Origin of the sequence: Clostridium sp. AWRP, assembly GCF_004006395.2 — a bacterium.
Lineage (GTDB): Bacteria > Bacillota > Clostridia > Clostridiales > Clostridiaceae > Clostridium_B.
This window is the reverse complement of the sequence record NZ_CP029758.2, coordinates 1264842-1282626: the sequence shown is the minus strand read 5'-3', so window position 1 is coordinate 1282626 and position 17785 is coordinate 1264842. Positions and strand designations below refer to the sequence as shown.

13 protein-coding genes and 3 pseudogenes are annotated in these 17785 nt (G+C 32.0%); 3 read left to right on the top strand and 13 right to left on the bottom strand.

The window, feature by feature from the left end; all coding sequences use genetic code 11:
- Positions 1-8 precede the first annotated feature (8 nt).
- The 5 genes from hisD to DMR38_RS05895 form a co-directional block, all read right to left on the bottom strand.
- On the bottom strand, positions 9-1313 hold the full coding sequence (gene hisD, locus DMR38_RS05915; protein ID WP_127720429.1) for a histidinol dehydrogenase: 1305 nt from the start codon (positions 1311-1313) through the stop codon (positions 9-11).
- A gap of 11 nt (positions 1314-1324) precedes the next feature.
- On the bottom strand, positions 1325-1984 hold the full coding sequence (gene hisG / locus DMR38_RS05910) for an ATP phosphoribosyltransferase (protein ID WP_127720428.1): 660 nt from the start codon (positions 1982-1984) through the stop codon (positions 1325-1327).
- A gap of 15 nt (positions 1985-1999) precedes the next feature.
- On the bottom strand, positions 2000-3178 hold the full coding sequence (locus tag DMR38_RS05905) for an ATP phosphoribosyltransferase regulatory subunit (RefSeq protein WP_127720427.1): 1179 nt from the start codon (positions 3176-3178) through the stop codon (positions 2000-2002).
- Positions 3179-3397: 219 nt separating this feature from the next.
- Entirely contained in the window at positions 3398-4309 is a 912-nt protein-coding gene (locus tag DMR38_RS05900) for a DegV family protein (protein ID WP_127720426.1), read from the bottom strand.
- Positions 4310-4656: 347 nt separating this feature from the next.
- On the bottom strand, positions 4657-5529 hold the full coding sequence (locus tag DMR38_RS05895) for a LysR family transcriptional regulator (RefSeq protein ID WP_127720425.1): 873 nt from the start codon (positions 5527-5529) through the stop codon (positions 4657-4659).
- A gap of 123 nt (positions 5530-5652) precedes the next feature.
- Here DMR38_RS05895 and DMR38_RS05890 point away from each other — a divergent pair, with 123 nt between their 5' ends.
- Complete coding sequence (locus DMR38_RS05890; protein ID WP_127720424.1) at positions 5653-6189, top strand: flavodoxin family protein; 537 nt, start codon at positions 5653-5655, stop codon at positions 6187-6189.
- A gap of 92 nt (positions 6190-6281) precedes the next feature.
- Positions 6282-6821 (top strand): flavodoxin domain-containing protein, encoded by a 540-nt coding sequence (locus tag DMR38_RS05885; protein WP_127720423.1) that lies wholly within the window; start codon positions 6282-6284, stop codon positions 6819-6821.
- 294 nt (positions 6822-7115) lie between these two features.
- On the opposite strand, the pseudogene DMR38_RS05880 reads toward DMR38_RS05885, so the two are convergent.
- Both DMR38_RS05880 and DMR38_RS05875 read right to left on the bottom strand, forming a co-directional pair.
- Positions 7116-7835, bottom strand: a pseudogene (locus tag DMR38_RS05880) (phosphoribosylformylglycinamidine synthase subunit PurQ); the annotation flags it as partial.
- Positions 7836-7887: 52 nt separating this feature from the next.
- Positions 7888-9084: a hypothetical protein gene (locus DMR38_RS05875; RefSeq protein WP_243124570.1), complete on the bottom strand. Its 1197-nt coding sequence runs from the start codon at positions 9082-9084 to the stop codon at positions 7888-7890.
- A 598-nt stretch (positions 9085-9682) separates the two neighbouring features.
- Between DMR38_RS05875 and DMR38_RS05865 the strand changes: the two are divergent.
- Positions 9683-9922, top strand: a pseudogene (locus DMR38_RS05865) (integrase core domain-containing protein); the annotation flags it as partial.
- 200 nt (positions 9923-10122) lie between these two features.
- Here the strand turns inward: DMR38_RS05865 and DMR38_RS22220 are convergent.
- The 6 genes and pseudogenes from DMR38_RS22220 to DMR38_RS05835 form a co-directional block, all read right to left on the bottom strand.
- Positions 10123-10332, bottom strand: a pseudogene (locus tag DMR38_RS22220) (phosphoribosylformylglycinamidine synthase subunit PurQ); the annotation flags it as partial.
- Between the two features lie 150 nt (positions 10333-10482).
- The gene (locus DMR38_RS05855; protein WP_127720421.1) at positions 10483-12645 is read right to left on the bottom strand and encodes a DctP family TRAP transporter solute-binding subunit; all 2163 of its coding nucleotides are present in this window, start codon (positions 12643-12645) and stop codon (positions 10483-10485) included.
- 180 nt (positions 12646-12825) lie between these two features.
- Positions 12826-13473 carry a bifunctional 4-hydroxy-2-oxoglutarate aldolase/2-dehydro-3-deoxy-phosphogluconate aldolase gene (locus DMR38_RS05850; protein WP_127720420.1) on the bottom strand — a complete coding sequence of 216 codons (648 nt, stop codon included), beginning with the start codon at positions 13471-13473 and terminating at the stop codon, positions 12826-12828.
- Between the two features lie 23 nt (positions 13474-13496).
- On the bottom strand, positions 13497-14420 hold the full coding sequence (locus DMR38_RS05845; protein WP_127720419.1) for a phosphoglycerate dehydrogenase: 924 nt from the start codon (positions 14418-14420) through the stop codon (positions 13497-13499).
- Between the two features lie 31 nt (positions 14421-14451).
- Positions 14452-15972 carry a gluconokinase gene (locus DMR38_RS05840; protein WP_127720418.1) on the bottom strand — a complete coding sequence of 507 codons (1521 nt, stop codon included), beginning with the start codon at positions 15970-15972 and terminating at the stop codon, positions 14452-14454.
- 166 nt (positions 15973-16138) lie between these two features.
- Complete coding sequence (locus DMR38_RS05835) at positions 16139-17464, bottom strand: gluconate:H+ symporter (protein WP_127720417.1); 1326 nt, start codon at positions 17462-17464, stop codon at positions 16139-16141.
- Positions 17465-17785 lie beyond the last annotated feature (321 nt).

Below are 17785 nucleotides of genomic sequence, written 5' to 3'. Positions count from 1 at the left end.
AAATATTACTACTTAATTCTAACTTTTATTGAATTGGCATGAGCTGTAAGTCCTTCTGTTTCTGCTAGCTTTATAATTTTATCTCCTATTTTTGAAAGAGCTTCCCTTGAATAACGAGTAAAACTTGATTTTTTTATAAAGTCATCTACAGAAAGGGGAGAAAAAAACCTAGCTGTTCCGCTTGTCGGAAGCACGTGATTTGGTCCTGCCATATAATCTCCAAGAGGTTCCGGTGCAAAATCCCCCATAAATATGGAACCTGCATTTTTTATATCTCCAAGTATGGAAAAAGGATCCTGAACACATAATTCCAGATGTTCTGGAGCTATTTTATTTGCGGCATCTATGCCTTCTTCTATGCTGTCTACTATAATTATAGCTCCGCGATCTTTCAGAGATTTTAGTATTATATCCTTTCTTTCCAAGGATTGTACTTGTCTTTCAAGCTCCAGTTTTACTTCTCCTGCCAATTCTTTAGAAGTTGTAACAAGCACTGCAGACGCAAGTACATCATGTTCTGCTTGTGACATCAAATCTGCTGCTACATATTTTGCTTTTGCCCTTTCATCTGCAATTATAAGTATTTCACTTGGCCCTGCTATCATATCTATATCTACCTGACCATATACGCTCTTTTTTGCCATAGCTACAAATATATTTCCAGGTCCCACTATTTTATCCACTTTAGAAATACTTTCTGTTCCAAAAGCCAGTGCTCCTACAGCTTGCGCTCCTCCTGCCTTATATATCTCATCTACTCCAGCTATATCAGCAGCTACTAAAATATTGGGATTTATACTTCCATCTTCTGAAGGTGGAGTTACCATTTGCAAATTTTTAACTCCTGCTACTTTTGCAGGAATTGCATTCATTAAAACTGAGGATGGATATGCAGCTGTTCCCCCTGGTACATATATCCCTACATTCTCCAGTGCTCTAATTTGCTGCCCAAGTACTACTCCTTCTTCTTTTGTAATTATCCAGGACGTTTTCTTCTGCTTTTCATGGAAAAATTTTATGTTTTCCGATGCAGTTTTTAATGCGTCTATAAACTCATCTTCTACAAACTCATAAGCTTTTTCTATTTCTTTTTGCGTTACTTTTATATTACTTTTAGTAACTTCTTTACTATCAAATAAATTTGTATATTTTAGAAGAGCCTCGTCTCCATTTTTCTTTATATCTTCAAGTATTTTAGAAACTTTTAAAGTTACATCTTCCTGTATACTCTCTTCTATATTTCTAAAATTTTTTAAATATTTGCTTCCTTCTTCTGTATCTAAATATACTGTCTTTACAATTTTATCTTCCATGAATTTTCCTCCTAATTTGTCAATATGTCTCCTACCTTTATCTGCATTTGAACTCTATTTATTATGTCCTCTATTTCATTTTTCTTCATCTTCATACTAGCTACATTTACTACCATCCTGGCACTTATGTCACATATATTTTCATAAACCACAAGTCCGTTTTCCTTTAATGTAGTTCCAGTTTCTACTATATCAACTATGGCATCTGCTAGTCCCAGTATAGGAGCCAATTCCACAGAACCTTCTATTTTTATAATTTCCACATCCTGTCCCAATTTTCTAAAATAATTTCTAGCTACGTTGGGGTATTTCGTAGCAATCTTTTTTCTATTATACCCGGAATAGAAATTAGAATTTTTAGGTCCTGCTACAGAAAATTTACACTTTCCAAAACCCAAATCCAGTATCTCATAAAAATCTCTATTTTGTTCCAGTAAAGTATCTTTTCCAACTATGCCCACATCAACTACTCCATGTTCCACATAAGTGAGCACGTCAGGTGCCTTCACAAGTACAAAATCTATATTGTCTTCTTCATTGTGAAATATAAGTTTCCTGCCTTTATTTATAACTTCACTGCAATCTATACCTGCCCTTTGAAATATATTTACAGCTTCTTTTTCAATTCTACCCTTAGTTAAAGCTATTTTTACCCTCTTCATGTTTGACATATCAATTCTACTCTCCTATATTTTTGTAAATTCCATATTCTTTTTATCCGCATATTTTCTTGCTTTATTTTCATCTCTAAAAGGACTTAACTCTGCAACTATCCCCTGATTCCTTAAACCTTCAGCTTTTTCATAAGCTTTTCCAAAGTCTTCTCCCACATAATATACAAGAACCTTAGTATTTTTTTCGCAGCATAACTGTCCATTTTCTTCAAGTGAAGTGATTATTCCATCTACATCCATTGCAAATCCTGTAGCAGGCTGACTATCTCCAAATTGAGCTATCAAATTATCATATCTTCCTCCACTTAATATATTTCCTCCAAACCCATGAGTATAACCTCTAAATATTATGCCAGTATAATAATCTATGTTGTGTACCATTCCTAAATCAAGAGCTAAGTATTTTTCAAAACCAATACTTTTTACAATCTCATACACCTTTTTTATACTTTCTAAAGCCTTCAATGCTCTCTTGTTATCTTCCATAAGATGAGAGGCTCTTTCAATTACCTCCATTCCTCCAAATAACTTAGGAAGTTCTTCCAAAGACTTTAAAGAACTTTCTTCAAATTTATCTTTGTTTTCAAGAAGTACGTTATTTAAAGCAGTAAAATTTTTATTATTTATACTCTTTCTAAGTTTCTCTCTTTCTTCATAATCCAAATTTACTCCATCTACTAGTGCTTTAAATAATTCTGCATGTCCAAGTTCCACTTTAAAATTCTCAAGTCCGCAGCTTAAAAGTGATTTTATTCCTGTTACTATAACTTCAGCATCTCCTCCGATACCTTCTATGCCTATTATTTCAATACCAGATTGAGTTATCTCACTATTTTTTCCATTTAAACTTTCGCTTACTCTATACACATTGGAAGTATAACAAAGTCTTAGAGGATGAACTACTTCTTTCAATTTTGTACCTGCAATTCTAGCAATAGGGGTAGTCATATCTGCCCTCAAAGCTAAAATTCTTCCCTGGTTATCAATCAATTTATATATCTTTTCCTGCGGCAAAGTTGCATTTTCTCCATTAAACACATCATAGAATTCTAATGTTGGTGACTTTACTTCCATAAATCCACTTTGTATATAGATTTTTTTTAATATATTTTCTATCTTCACTTTTTCCGCGCATTCATTAAACAAGATATCCTTTGTTCCCTCAGGTATATATTTTTTCCAATTAGTCACAAGTATCACTTCCTTATTTTATTGCAGTATCACTTTAATTCGATGTAGTGATAAATTAAACGTTATTGATATAATAACAGTTAATTTATAAAATTTCAATATGTTTTGCAAAAAAAATTTACTACTGAATTTAAATACAGTAGTAATTTCTTATATTTGCAATATTTATTTAGATATTTGAAAGGAACTAACAAGTGAAAAATGCCTTAATCAATACAATCATCTTTTATTCCCCAAAAAACAAAGTGAAAGCATTCCACTACCGCAGTGAGCAGCCATACCCATACCCAATATGTTTATGATAAATTTATTGTTTGGAAACTCTCTCTCTATTATATTTTTTAAAAGCATTGCATCTTCCATACAATTTCCATGAGATATGCCTATAACCTGGTTTTCAGTGTCTACAGCTATTTCTCTAAATCTTTCTACCAGATATTTTATAGCTTTTTTTCTTCCCCTAACATTAGTTATATTTTTAAGTTTTCCTTGATTTTCAATGTATATAATAGGTTTTACATCCAAAAGAGTACCTATAACAGCTTTAGATGAAGATATTCTACCGCCTCTCTTTAAATGCTTTAAATCCTCTACTACAAACCAATGATTCATCTTTAGCCTATTATTGTTCACCCAATTTACAATATCATCTTTACTTAAACCTTGCTGTGCCATTTTACAGGCGTAGTATACTAAAATTCCAAGCCCAATAGAAGAACCTTTGCTGTCTATCAAGGTTATATCTGCATCTTCAAATTCGCTTAAAATTGCATCCTTTGCTAGCTTTGAGCTGTTAAAAGTTCCACTTATTCCAGATGACATTCCTATGTATATGATAGGTCTCTTCTGTTTCAGCAATTCTTTAAATTTTTCAGTAAACCTGTATTCATTTATCTGTGATGTATATGGCATTTCTCCATTTTCAAGACCTTTATAAAATTCCTCATAGCTTAAGGATTTACCAAAATCATCCTCATAATCTTTGTTTTTAAAGTGACACATCAACCCCAAAAATGGTATATTATTTTTTTCCATAAAGTTTCCTGGCAAATCACAGGATGCATCCGTCATAATTATAGGTACTGCCACCAATATCTCCCCCAATATAATGTATTTTACATATGTTTCCATATAATATTATACCAAAAATATAGTATATTGACCACACTAGCATATGTCAATTTGACAGTTATAGGGTTTCTTTAAAGTTAAGTCCATGTTTTAATATAGTGTTGAAGTATAGTCTAAAAATTATAGGTGAGATTGTCTAATACTCAATATAAGAAATTTGTAATATAAATGGGCATTTGAAAGACAAGCCACTTCTGCATAAGCATTTTTAAAATTGATATTTAGCATACTACCAATATAATTAGTAATATTTTTGCTCTTCCTTAGAGGGAGTTCAATACCAGACTACTAGTATATTCATCGTGAAATGCAGAAAAGTACTATAGTTTACATTATGTTATTAAGCATTAATTAAATAAGTTAAAAAACTCTCGTATTGCAGGGGTAATCCATTGGTTATTTTTATGAATTACGTTTATATATGTGGTTGGAATACTATTTATAATATTTAACTTATATAGTTTGTGAGCAGCCAGTTCTTCCCTAACAGCTATTTCAGGTAAAAAGGAAATTCCTAAATCTGATTGAACAAAGCGTTTTATGACCTCTGTATTTTCAGATTCAAATATGATAGAAGGCATAATATTATTTTTAGTAAATAATTTCGTTAATAATCCACGGTAGCTGCATTGGGGTTCGGTGGCAATAAACGGAATTCCTTCTAATTCTTTTACAGAAAGAAGGTTTTTGCTACATAACACATTTTTAGCAGAACAGATAAAGTAAATTGGATTTTCTATATGGACTGCTGTATAAGTATCTTTTGGCGGAATTTCAAAATCCATATAAAGCCCAATATCAGCTGATCCGTCATTCACCATTTCAAGTACTTGTAATTTGGATGCTGTTGTTGCTGAAATAGTGACACTAGGAAATGCTTCATTATATTGTTTTATCAATCGAGGTAGCATATTGGCACAGAGAGAACTGATTCCAGCAATTCGGAGCATTCCAGAAGGAGAAGAATTTTGAACGATTGCATGCTTTGCCTCATCAGACAAAGACAATATTCTGTGTGTATATTCTAATAAAATATGACCGGAATTAGTAAGCCGAATATTATTGCCAATCCTGTCAAAAAGAGAAACACCTAATTCTGTTTCTAACTGTTTTATGTGAAAGGTAATAGTGGATTGCGCATATCCAAGGACAAGAGCTGCTTTGCTAAAACTTTTTAACTCTGCAATTATCTTAAAACTAATTAAATTTTTAAATTCCATAAATCTCCCTTTATAACATATCAATATTTTTAATGAGTTAAATTCAAAACATCAATTTAACAAATAACATAACTTATGTTACATTAGATTTATATAAAAAGCAACAGTAAAGGAGAAAGTATAATGAGAAAGATATTGATATTGTTAGGAAGCCCGCGTAAAAACGGAAATACTGCAGCATTGGCAGAAGCTTTTTCAAATGGAACAAAAGAGAGCGGTCATGAAGTAACAACTTATTGGTTAGGTGATGCTACAATAAATCCATGTAAGGCATGTGATTACTGCCAAAGGAACAATGGAAAATGTATTCAAAAAGACAGCATGACAGAACTATATAAACTTTTACAGAACCACGATACAATAGTAATTGCATCTCCGGTTTATTATTTAGGATTTCCGGGGAGCATAAAAAATGTAATAGACAGAACCTATGCAGAAAGTGTACGAGGCAGAAAAATTAAGTACTCCATTTTACTTACAGCAGCCTGTAAGGAGGATAGCTGGGTTACAAATATTTTAACTGATTATTATAAGGAACTGACTAAATATATTGGAGTAGAAAATTTGGGAATAGTAAGTGGGCGTGGAGTAGAAAAACCAGCTGAAGTAAAAGATACTAAGTGGATTGAAGAAGCTTTTCAATTAGGAAAGAGGATTTAAAACCTTGAAAACTTTCCATTAGATTGCATACATATAAATTAGAATTGGATTTCTATATTATAATATTTCTAATAAAAGGGAGGAAAATAGTTATGAAAAAAGCTATCATATTATATTGTTCTTTTACCGGAAATACCAAGAAGGTAGCTAAAGCTATTGAAGTCGGGTTGACCGAAGGAGGAATGCAGACATCAATCATGAAATTTCAGGATGCTGAGCAAATAGATTATTTTGATTATGATCTTGTTTGCGTCGGTTCACCATCCTATAACTGGAGCGTTCCCCAGCCCGTTAACGAATTCCTAAAGAAAAAATTCACGTATTACAAAAGTATCGGAAAGGTTAAACCAAGCAGTCCCCGTGTTGGAAAAAACACACTCGTCTTCTGTACATATTCGGGACCTCATACCGGGATAGATGAAGCAATACCGACTGGACTTTATATGGGTCAGTTTTTTGACCATATTGGTTTTGACGTTTTGGACAAATGGTATATCCTCAGTGAGTTTATCACTTCTCTTGAGAACAGTACACTGGGACGCATGGGAGATATAAGAGGACTGCCGACGGAAGAAAAACTGAAAGAAATTCAGGAAAATGCGAGGAAATTAGCTCAGAGGCTTGCCGGATAAAGCAATAAAAACCTGCTAACTCAAATCGAACTGAATCATCCTCATGTATTAACATTTCTAAATTCAATGGTAAAACCAATTCATAATATATCCATTAAATTTTGTATAATTTTTATATTGATAATTTGTTACTAACATAACTAAATTATACAACACTTGAGAGGCCTTCAGGGTTCCCATTTACTATATTTATACAAAAATAGGACTGCTGCAAAACTAACTTTTAATTAGTTTTGCAGCAGTCCTTGATTCGTTTTTGAGAAAAATGCTAGTTAATAAATCTATTGTACATTAATGTCCCATTTTTCCTAGTATTCTTCCATCAGGACTTGTTATACCTTCTACAGCAAAACATGATCCATTTGGATTAAACTTTATATCATAACTTGGATTTCCTTGAAAATCTACATACTGTGTAGCTATTTGACCCTTATCTTTTAAATTTTTAATTACGGAATCACTTGCTATAAATCTTCCTTCTCCATGGGAAACAGGTATTGAATGTACATCCCCTACAGATACATTGCTAAACCATGGCGACAAATTTGAAACAATTCTAGTATTTACTATACACGATACATGTCTTCCTATTTTATTATACGTAAGTGTAGGACATGACTCATCTATATTCCTTATTTCTCCAAAAGGTAACAGTCCCAATTTTATAAGCACCTGAAAGCCATTGCATATTCCAAGTATAAGTCCGTCTCTCTTATTCAAAAGTTCCATTACAGCTTCTGCTATTTTAGGATTTCTAAAGAAAGTAGCAATAAAGTTTCCTGATCCATCTGGTTCATCTCCTGCACTAAATCCACCTAGAAGCATTATAATCTGAGACAAATTTATTCCGCTCACTATTCTATCCACTGACTCTTCTATCTGATTTCCAGTTAAATTTTTAATTACAACAGTATCAACTTCTGCTCCTGCATTTTTAAAAGCCCTTCCCAAATCATACTCACAATTAGTTCCAGGAAATACAGGTATAATAACCTTAGGTACAGAAATTTTTACAATATGTAAATTTGAAACAAATTTTTCATAATTGAGATTTAAAAATATAAAGTTAATAACTCCTATGTGTTAAAGGCTTTATAGAATAATAAAAACAGTATATCATTATAAATATTTCCGGGAAAGCATATCTTCCCTGTCCTTCTGTTATAAAATATACACATGTAAACATATAAAACAATATTACATTGTATACAGTATATTTATTTAAAAGATGGGTTTTTCTTTTCCATATAGCTCTTAAAATTACCATACTATAAATTAATATATATATTATAGCTGGCACAAAAATCACGTTTCTAATACTATTAGTAAAAGCAAATAAATTAGCTTCGTCAGCACCGCTTATATAGCTTCCATGAGTACTGTAAAGTATGTCATCTCCCAGAAAATATACATTACATAATCTTTTGAAGCCTAATTCTATAAATCTCATTGGATGAGACTTTATCCATTTTTTAGCCGCATTTGTGAGCATCTTATTTTTCTGCGTCATATTAGCCTTCTTGTATTCCTCTGTTTTCACAATAGAATTTTCTACTTTATCTGCAGGCATCCATCTCCCCATCTTATTTTGAGAATTATTATTTATATATAGAACAATTCCCTTATTATTAGATATATAAGTATATTGACCTATAATCTTTGTGTTTCTGTATATCCATGGTGCTATAGTGATAGCACAAACTATCAAAACTATTAATGAATTTTTTATAGAAGCAATAATTCTTTTCTCTATTAATAATTCCAATAAAAATATAACAAAGAAATAGGCAATAAAAAAAGGTTTTACCAATGCATTTAATCCCACAAGCAAACCTATGTAAAAATACTTATGTTTAATATCTCTAAAGTATATAAACGTAATAAAAATAAGTATAGTAGTAAATAAAGGCTCCGTCGCCACCAAACTATTATAAAATATGTTGTTAGGCATAAAAACAAATAATGCAAATATTATCTTTCTATGTCTTTCTTTTAAACTTATTTTTCTTATAACACCATAAAACAATGCATAGCTTGCAAAAGTTAAAAATAAATTAAGAAGCTTTGCCTTAAATAAACTTGCCCCTAAAAGCTTAAAAACTCCACCAAGAAGCATACAATATCCAACTGATGTATAAGTGTCCCCCCATGGAAGACCATTTGCTATATCTACTGATAGTCTATAATAATAGTCAAAATCCGAATATGGTTTTGTGTCCACAAGCAATATCCATAATATGCATAATACCATTCCTAAGATCATTACAATTTTATAATAATTTTCATTTTTAAAAATAAATTTTTTTATATTCAATTATTTTACCATCTCCCTAACTTTAATATAAGTAATCCAAAAATTTGTTTTAAAGTGTTTATATATATATTAGCTTTTTTTATAATTCTAAACCATTGAATAACATAACAGAAAGCTAACAGTTTTGTTACAATTAACAATGAATGGATTAAGGATACATGTTTCAAATGTATCTTTAAGAAAGTGGAAAAGAGTAAGATGGTATACGCCATTAGATTCCATGAAAATGTCAGTTTTCATGTTAAACTCTTTCTCCGCTTTTTTTATTTGATCTACTAGGTAATCAAAACCATTTCTATCAGTAATTTTGTAACCTTGTTTGTGACAATTAAATGTTATGACTACATTATACAAAGGCAAATTGCTGCTTCTACTACTATTGCATCTAAATCATAATATTAGCTATATCTTTCTCACGATTAAAGTTATTGCATTATTTTTTAATAATAATCTGAAACAATATAATCCGCCTAATAATCTAGAATATACAGCATTAGGATATATATTATAATCAACTGAATCTCAGAAATTTTTGAAGTCAAACAAAATAATATGCAGTATGAGCCACAAGGGTAACTGTTATGATAATGCATGTGCCGAAACATTTTTCAGTACTATAAAATGTGAATTGCTTTACCAGAAGGAATATAGGATACGCGAAGAGGCAAGGCGAGATATATTCTGGTACATAGAAATATATTATAACAATCAGAGAAAGAATCAGGCAATTGGTTATAATGTACCATCTCAATTTAGAAAAGAATTTAGGATTTTAATGGTATCATAATTAATTTTATATAGAAAATTTTGTTAAATCAGATAGGATAGTAAATATGCGATATTAGGAGAATACTTAACTCTCGAGTGTCCACTTTTTCGAGAAAAGCTCAAGAGCCCCTGTAAGAGCTCTTTCAAACATACTAGAAATAGAAGGAGAAAAACTTTAGGATAAAAGACTACCTCCCTATTAAATATTTCTGTAATTCCTCAATTTTTATCTGTAGGGGGTAGCCTCTTATAAACTCTATAATTTACACCTGCTTCAAATAACTTTTGGTCTTTTACTCCTGCAACATTTTTTATAGCGTTTTTTTTAATTATTTCCAAATGTCTCATTTTGCCAAGTATTATTCCGTCTGGACTCGTTATACCTTCCACAGCAAAACAAGATCCATTTGGATTAAATTTTATATCATAACTTGGATTTCCTTAAAAATCTACATACTGTGTAGCTATTTGACCTTTATCTTTTAATGTGAATTTGTCAGTTATAGGGTTTCTTTAAATTTAATGCTATGTTTTAATATAGTATTGACGTATAGTCTAAAAATTAATAGAAGTTATTTGCTATATTCCTTCAACTTTTTTAATTTGATCAAATAGCTCTTTTACTAATTCTTTACCGATTTCATTTTTGTATTTATCAACAACAGGTTTGACAGCATCCTTAATTTTAAGCATTTCATCCGGACTTATAGAATCAACTTTCATTCCTCTGGATTTTAATTCCGATAAACATCTGTCAACTCTCTTTCTATTAACCTCTGTAGTATAAAGTGCTCCTTCTTTGGCACATTCTATAATGATTTTTCTATCGTCTTCCGGAACCGTATCCCACAATTTTTTTGAATACATAAGTACGAATGGTGAATATACATGGTGGGTCAATGTCAAGTATTTTTGAACCTCATCAAATCTATCACCGTAAATTGCCGTAACAGGATTCTCTTGGCCATCTATTTCCTTTTTACGCATTGCATTATATAATTTTGCATAGGGAAGTGGTACAGGTTCTGCGCCTAAATACTTCCAAGTATCAATATGCAAATCATTTTCCATTGTCCTGATTCTTAAACCTTTAATATCTTCTAATTTTGTTATGGGACGTACAGAATTGGTAGTATCCCTAAAACCATTTTCAGCAAATGCAAGTCCATAAAATCCATATTCCTCAAGCATATCCAATAGCTTTCTTCCAAAAGTACCATTAAGTACTTTGTCTGCTATATACTCATTTTTGAATATAAAAGGAAAATCAAATATCATAAATCTCTTGTCAAAGCAAGCCAATGTTGAAAACGACGGATATGTCATTTCAAGAGTACCTTTACCCAGCATCTCTATCATATCCATACCTGTTCCAAGTTGTGCACTATGGTAAATCTTAAGTTTATACCGGCCATTGGTACGTTTTTCCAATGCCTGTCCAAATCTCTCCATACCGGCATAACATATAGAATTATTCGTCATTTCAAAGCCGACTCTGAGAGTTCTCACATTTGAAAACTTAAATTTGAAAAGTGCCTGCTCCAAATTGCCAGCCATATTTGAAAGCTTCTTTGCATTTCCAGCTATTGAAGCGACTGATTTAGAAATTTGTTCACTATTTTCAGATACAGTTTGCGTGGAAGCTGAAGATTCTTCAGCAATAGCAGCTACATTATGCACTGTAGACATCAAATCGTTGGTAGCTTTTGATTGATTATTTGCATGAGTAACCACTTGCTGTAGCTTTTCCCTTGATTTTTCAATGCTGTTTACAATACTTTCAAAATTACACTTTGCTTTATTTATAGTATCTACACCCGAGACAGTACTTTTACTCATAATTTCAAATGCCTTAACTACTTGTGACGTATCTAAAAGCATACCTTCTATTATTTTACTTATTCTTTTTGCTGCCTGCTGTGACTGATTGGATAATTGGCGAACTTCCTCAGCTACAACTGCAAATCCCTTGCCGTGTTCACCCGCTCTTGCTGCTTCAATCGCAGCATTTAACGCCAACAAATTAGTTTGATCTGAAATGCTATTTATTAGATCAACAATTCCATTTACCTCAGTTGATTTATCTTTTAATTCATTACCAAGTTTCGTATTATTGTCAGTAACATTAGATATATCATTTATTACCAATACCGATTCCTCAATTAACATTTGTCCTTCTTTTGCCGATTGAAGAACATTTCGCGTACTTTCAAGTACTTTTTTTGACTCTTCTGCAGTATTCTCGGCCAATTCAAAAACTTGACTATTCTTATTTGCAGCTTCAACTGCCATGCCACCAGTTTCTTGAGACCCTGCAGCAATTTCAGATATTGTTGCTGAAATTACTTTTATACCACGGTTTGTTTCATCAGACACTGAGGCAAATTCCACACTTTTTTTAGACATTTCTTCTGCCTCATCGTTGATCAAACTCAACAGGTTACGTAAATTTTCAAGCATAATATTAATTGAATTTCCTATCATACTAAGCTCATCGTTTGACCTGGACTCAATCGTAACCGTCAAATCTCCTCCTTTTATATTTGAAACTTGTTTACAGACAGTTTTTAGAGATTTAGCAGCACGATTCAATGTAATGAAGCTGATAAGGTACAAAACCAAAACCAAAAATGCAATAATTATATTACACAAATTAGAATTAAATATAATCATGCGAATCAACAATACAATTAGTAATACAACTGATACTGCCAAAAAAACTTTTAAGTAATTTTTTTGCATAAGACATCAACACCCCGAATCATTTATATATAATTATTAACTATTATTTTAAACTTTGTTTGTCAAAAGTCACTTTATGTCTTAACATGTACTGTCAGCAACACCCCTAACATTTATATTTATAAAATAAACATGTTAGGGGTGATAAATACCTATAATTTATTATAGTAAATTATTATTCTATTTACCTTCCTTTGCTTCTTTCACTGCCTGTACAAATTTTTTTGCAGTTTCAGTTACCAATTCATAATCACCTGTCTTGGCACCCTTGGTCAAATCTCCACCTGTCCCTACAGCTATGGCACCTGCTTTGATCCATTCTTTTACATTACCCAAATTCACTCCACCTGTAGGCATGAAATTACCCTGTGGAATAGGTCCTTTAAAAGCTTTAATTATTTGAGGACCGAAAACACTTCCCGGGAAAATCTTTATTATTTCTGCCCCTGCTTCCAGGCCTTCAACTGCCTCTTTTACAGTCATGGCACCAGGCATTACTAAAATACGATATCTGTTGCATAACTTAATGACATCTGCATTAAAGCTTGGACTCACTATATACTTTGCTCCTGCAAGTATGCAAGCCCTTGCAGTTTCTGCATCAAGTACGGTTCCAGCACCTATCACTACATCTTCATTTTTATAATGCTCGGCAAGTTCTTTTATTATGTCTATTACACCCGGCACAGTCATTGTAATTTCAAGCATCTTGATGCCGCCTTTTTTTACAGCACCAACTATTTTAAGTCCTTGTTCTTTCGAATCTGCTCTTATTACTGCTACAACTCCTTCCTGCGCCAGTTTCATTATTGCCCTAACCCTATTCATTGTCTAATTCCCCTTTATAATTTTTATTTTATATTTTCAATAATATTGTTTGCTGCCATAATTCCCATATTGTCAACTGCCTCAAACGTTGATGCCGCACAATGTGAACCTACAACTATATTGTTCAAATCAAGTAGTTCTTTATTTTTAGGTGGCTCCTGTTCAAAAACATCTATACCTGCACCCCAAATTTTATTATTTTTCAATGCATCATATAGTGCATTTTCATCTATTAATCCACCTCTCGCAGTATTTACTATTACCGCATTTTCTTTCATTATGCTTAACTCTTTTTCTCCAATTATATATTTGGTTTCTTTAGTCAGTGGAAGATGAATACTAATAAAATCAGCTTCCTTTAATATTTTTTCAATAGTTACGTACTGTACATTATTTCTAGAAGCAAAATTCATATCTTTGTACACGTCATAAGCTAAAACTTTCACGTCAAAACCCTTAGCTCTCTTTGCGACTCCTTTACCTATATTTCCAAGTCCAATTAATCCAAGTGTTTTTCCATACATGCCAATACTTGTAACTTTACTCCAATCAAGTTTTCTGCAGCCTCTGTCTATCGTGACAATTTTTCTTGCAACTGAAATCATAAGTGCAAATGCATAATCAGCAACCGCATCTGAATTTGCTCCTTTTGTTATAGTAACAGTTATGTTATTATTTTTTGCATAATTAAGATCAATATTATCGGTTCCAACACCATATTTTGATATTATTTTCAATTTTTTTGCATGTTTTAAAACTTCAGCATTTAATGGATCTACTCCTATAATAATCCCATCTACATCTGCAACTTCTTTAATCATTTCATCTTGAGTCAAAATTCTTCCATATGGGTTTACAACAAGTTCAAATCCTTTTTGTTTGAGTAATTCAAAAGGCTCCTTACTATGCTTGCCAAACGACCTTGGCGTAATTAATATCTTTGCCATATTTGTTACCTCTTTTCCAACACTGACGCAATTAAAATAATTGTTTTTCCAAAATAGTTGTATAGTAATTTAAAAATGTTTTATACATATCCTTGTAGACTTCAACATTTTTACTATTTGGTTTTATCACTTTAACAGGTTTCATCTTAGGTATGGGATCCTTTAAACTTCTTATGTCTCCCACAGCAACCATTCCGGTATACGCTGCTCCAAAAACAGAAGCTTCTGTTATTCCTGCAACTGCTATTTCTTTATTAAAAATATCCGCCTGAATTTGCAGCCATATATCTGAATTTGCATATCCGCCATTTGCAATTATCTGCTTGACATTACCATCAATTTTTTCTATCATCCTGTATATTGAATACATATTATAAATAACACCTTCCATAGATGCCCTTATAATATGCCTTTTATCATGCATAAACCTTAATCCAACTAATGACCCGGTTGCATCTGCATTCCAACCAGGTGCTCTCTCTCCTGTTATAAATGGTAAAAAGGTCAATCCATTGCTCCCAGGGTCTATCTGTGAAGCATAGTAATCAAAAAGGTGATAAATATTATCATATTTAGCTTCAGAAGCTTCTTTTTCAAACTGCTGTCTAAATTGGTTTCTAAAATACTTGAGAACTATTCCTCCATTATTTATTGCTCCACCGGCTACCCATATATCTTTAGTAAAACAGTAACACCACGTCCTCTGTTCTTCATCAAAAAGTGGTTTATTTACAGCAATCCTCAAAGCTCCGCTGGTGCCAATTGTACATGACATTGATGTATCATCAAAGCCCCCGCATCCTATATTTGCCATTATTCCATCACCTGATCCTATTACTAACGGCGTATCAATTTTTATTCCCATTTGTCGTGCATATTCACTTTTGATGCCTGGCACTACATAGGTGCATTCCTTGACTTCACCAAATCTATCTGAATCTATTTGCAATATATTTTTTAAAATATATTCATCCCACTGAAAATTATTTATATTCAGACAACCCATTGCTGAAGCATCCGTAACATCAATTAAAAATTTACCACTCAGTTTAAAAATAATATATTCTTTGATAGTGACAAATTTATAAGTATTTTTAAAAACTCGCGGCATTTTATTTTTAACCCACAGTATATTGCTCAGAGGATACATTGGATGTTGTACCCTGCAACCGGTTTTTCTGTACAATTTATTACAATCATAATTTTTTTCTATAAATTTTGCTTCACCTATAGATCTTGTATCACCCCATGTAATAACGTTTGTAAGATTATTTCCATTTCTATCTACTGCAAGAAAGCTGTGCATCTGAGAACTCATACCAATAGATCTTATATCATTAAATGATAATTTGCATTTATCAATAGAATTCTTAACTACTTCTATAAGTGATTTAAATACAACATCAGGATCGAGTTCTAACATTCCTCGTTCAGTACAAATAGTCGGATATTCTTTATAATCAAAGCCTATTTGATTACCTTTTATATCAAATACATTTGATCTTATCCCACTAGTTCCAATATCGATTCCCAAATAAACATTTTCACTCAAGTTACTACACCTTCTTAATTTTATAAAATCTATATCTTACTGAATTAAATATGATATTTTAAACCGATTCTAATTGATATAACACATTTTTAAATTGAATAAAAAATCATCAGAACAAATATAAAATTTCCTATTTTCAGAATTATATGAATTGCCCTGTCCTATTTTATCCAACAACCATGTTTAATAGTAAAACACCTATCAAACCACAAACTGAAAGGATTGTTTCTGCTACTGACCACGTTTTCAAAGTCTCAGGAACCGTTAATCCAAAGTATTCTTTAACCATCCAGAATCCAGCATCATTCAAGTGTGAACAAAACAAGCTTCCTGCTCCAGTTGCAAGAACCATAAGTTCAGGGCTTGCATGTGTTGCTGTTATAATCGGTAATACCATTCCTGCTGCAGTCATTCCAGCAACCGTAGCTGATCCTACTGCAAGCCTTATTACAACAGCTATGAGCCATGCCATAAGTATTGGTGAAATAGTACTCCCACTCATCAAAACCTTTATATAACCAGCTACACCACTATCTATTAGTATCTGTTTAAATGCTCCACCACCTGCTATTACAAACATTATTACAGCTATAGTCTTTACTGATTCCTCGGAAGTTTTCATAATATCAGTTATCTTCCTGCCCCTAGCTAAACCAAAAGTATATATTGCAATTAGTACTGACAATAAAAGTGCAATTGTTGGTTCTCCAATAAAACCAGTAAATTTAGCAAAAACAGTATCTTTAAGTGAAGTAAGTTTTACAATAGCATTCAATGCCATGAAAATTACTGGAGTTAACGCTGTAAATACACTTATTCCAAAACCAGGCATGTCCTCCTCTTTAAATATCTTTGCAGTAAACAAACCTTTTGGCAAATCGCTTACTTTTTTATCACATTTTATAAACTTAGTAAAAAGAGGACCGGCAATTATTACTGTTGGTATTGCCACAATAATACCATATATAAGAGTCTTACCCAGATCTGCCTTGTAAACACTGGCTATCGCTGTTGGACCAGGATGCGGTGGTAAAAATCCATGAGTAACAGAAAGTGCTATGGCCATAGGAATTCCTACATAAAGAACAGGAAGATCAGCTTCTAATGCTACAGTAAATACCAATGGTATCAGCAAAACAAAACCAACTTCATAAAACATTGCAAGACCAACTATAAAACCAGTTAGTACAATAGCAGCTTGTATTCTTTTCTTGCCAAACTTATCTATAAGTGTCATTGCTATTCTTTGTGCTCCACCACAATCAGTCATGAGTTTTCCAAGTATAGCACCAAATCCCAGTAATAATGCAAGACTACCTAATGTAGATCCAACTCCCTTCTCAATTGAAGTAGCTACTGTTGGTAAAGGCATTCCTTCCATTATACCAACAGTAATTGAAACAACTATCAATGAAATGATTGCATTTACTTTAAATTTCATCATAAGAATTAGCAATAATAATATTCCTAAGGCAACTATTAATAAAGGCATAATTCAACTCCCCTTTTGCATAATATTTTTTCTTTTAAACCGTTTACACAATTTTTAAATATATAATGCTTGTCTATACAATGTTGTCTTTGATCCTTAATTCAATAACTTGATTTAAAACATAGATCATCCTCCTCAAAAAAATTTTTTTCATAATCAGTTTAAATATACGTTTACATATAAAATGTATGAAGAATATTTCTTTTATAAACAGTATATCATTCATATATTTTTTTTCAATATAAAAAAAACATTTTTGTAAAAATTTTTTTATTGCTTGCTAAATTTATATTTCTATGTAGCAAATTTAATAATATATTT